This is a genomic window from Hymenobacter sp. B1770, assembly GCF_049896385.1.
In the GTDB taxonomy this organism is placed as follows: domain Bacteria; phylum Bacteroidota; class Bacteroidia; order Cytophagales; family Hymenobacteraceae; genus Hymenobacter.
The window spans coordinates 1-922 of record NZ_JAFCUF010000052.1 but is presented as its reverse complement, the minus strand read 5'-3'; the positions used below and the strand labels follow the sequence as shown (position 1 = coordinate 922).

Genomic DNA, 922 nt, shown 5'->3' with positions numbered 1-922 from the left:
AAGCGTGATGACACCCGTTGAAAGTAAGGTTGTGATTATCATAGATTCTCCCCTTGAACTGAGGTGGTTCGGCTAAATCCTGCGCCATGAGGCCGTGATTTGCATGGGATGTTGGAATGGCCGGCGGCGTTGTATTAGCCTAGCGGTCACCAGGTAGCTAAGCATCAGCCTTTAACTGCTTTACTGCTGGCCGCAAGGCAGTTTGCGGCCGAAGCGGGCGCTAGGCAGTGGACCGCAGCCGCCCGGCTCCCCGCGCCGTTTGCGTATAGGTACGATCATGAAACCCCGGAACTGGCCTTGGTGAGCGCCAGCCTCGAGCAGTTGCCGGGCGAATGCCCGCCCGGCGTCGGACGATGCTCGCAGTGTTTCGCGGCACGCGTGTGCCCCGCCGATGCCCCCGCTGTGGCACAGGCCCAACTGGCCGAGCACCTGCGCACACGTCCCCTGCTGGCGGGCAGAATTGCTTATTTCCCTCCTTACACTGAATGGCCGCGTTTACCTTCGGACCGTTTTTGTGAACGGTAAGCAGTTGTGTAATGGCCTAGAACGAACTGCCGGGCTCACTTTCTCGCAAGCATAAGTACCGCTCCCCGACCGAATGGCCCTCTAAGTAGGCCGCTTGGCCCGGCACAAAGAAAATGAGGGCGGTATGGCCTACGCCGACAATTTCATTTAGCGCCACCTCAACGTTCACATACTGCTGGTCGTACTGTTCGTGTTCGGCTAAGACATAGCAGCTTGTTAGCTTGAACTTGGCGATGGCACGACGGACCAATTCTTGTTCTTGCCGCGCATTCCCCTTGGGCAACAGCTGGCAGTAACGTTCGTCTAAGAGACGACCCAGGGCATGCAAGCCTGAACCCGTAGGGGCTTTGGCAAGAGGCTTCTTGCTCGCTTTCCTCTTTTCGCGTTCGAGCTCCGC

Annotated in this window: 1 protein-coding gene; it reads right to left on the bottom strand. The window is 58.0% G+C overall.

All coding sequences use genetic code 11. The features are described from left to right. Positions 1 to 541 precede the first annotated feature (541 nt). Positions 542 to 922, bottom strand: a 381-nt coding sequence (locus tag ACP7AJ_RS21405; RefSeq protein ID WP_426062275.1) for a hypothetical protein, incomplete at its 5' end; no start/stop codon positions are given.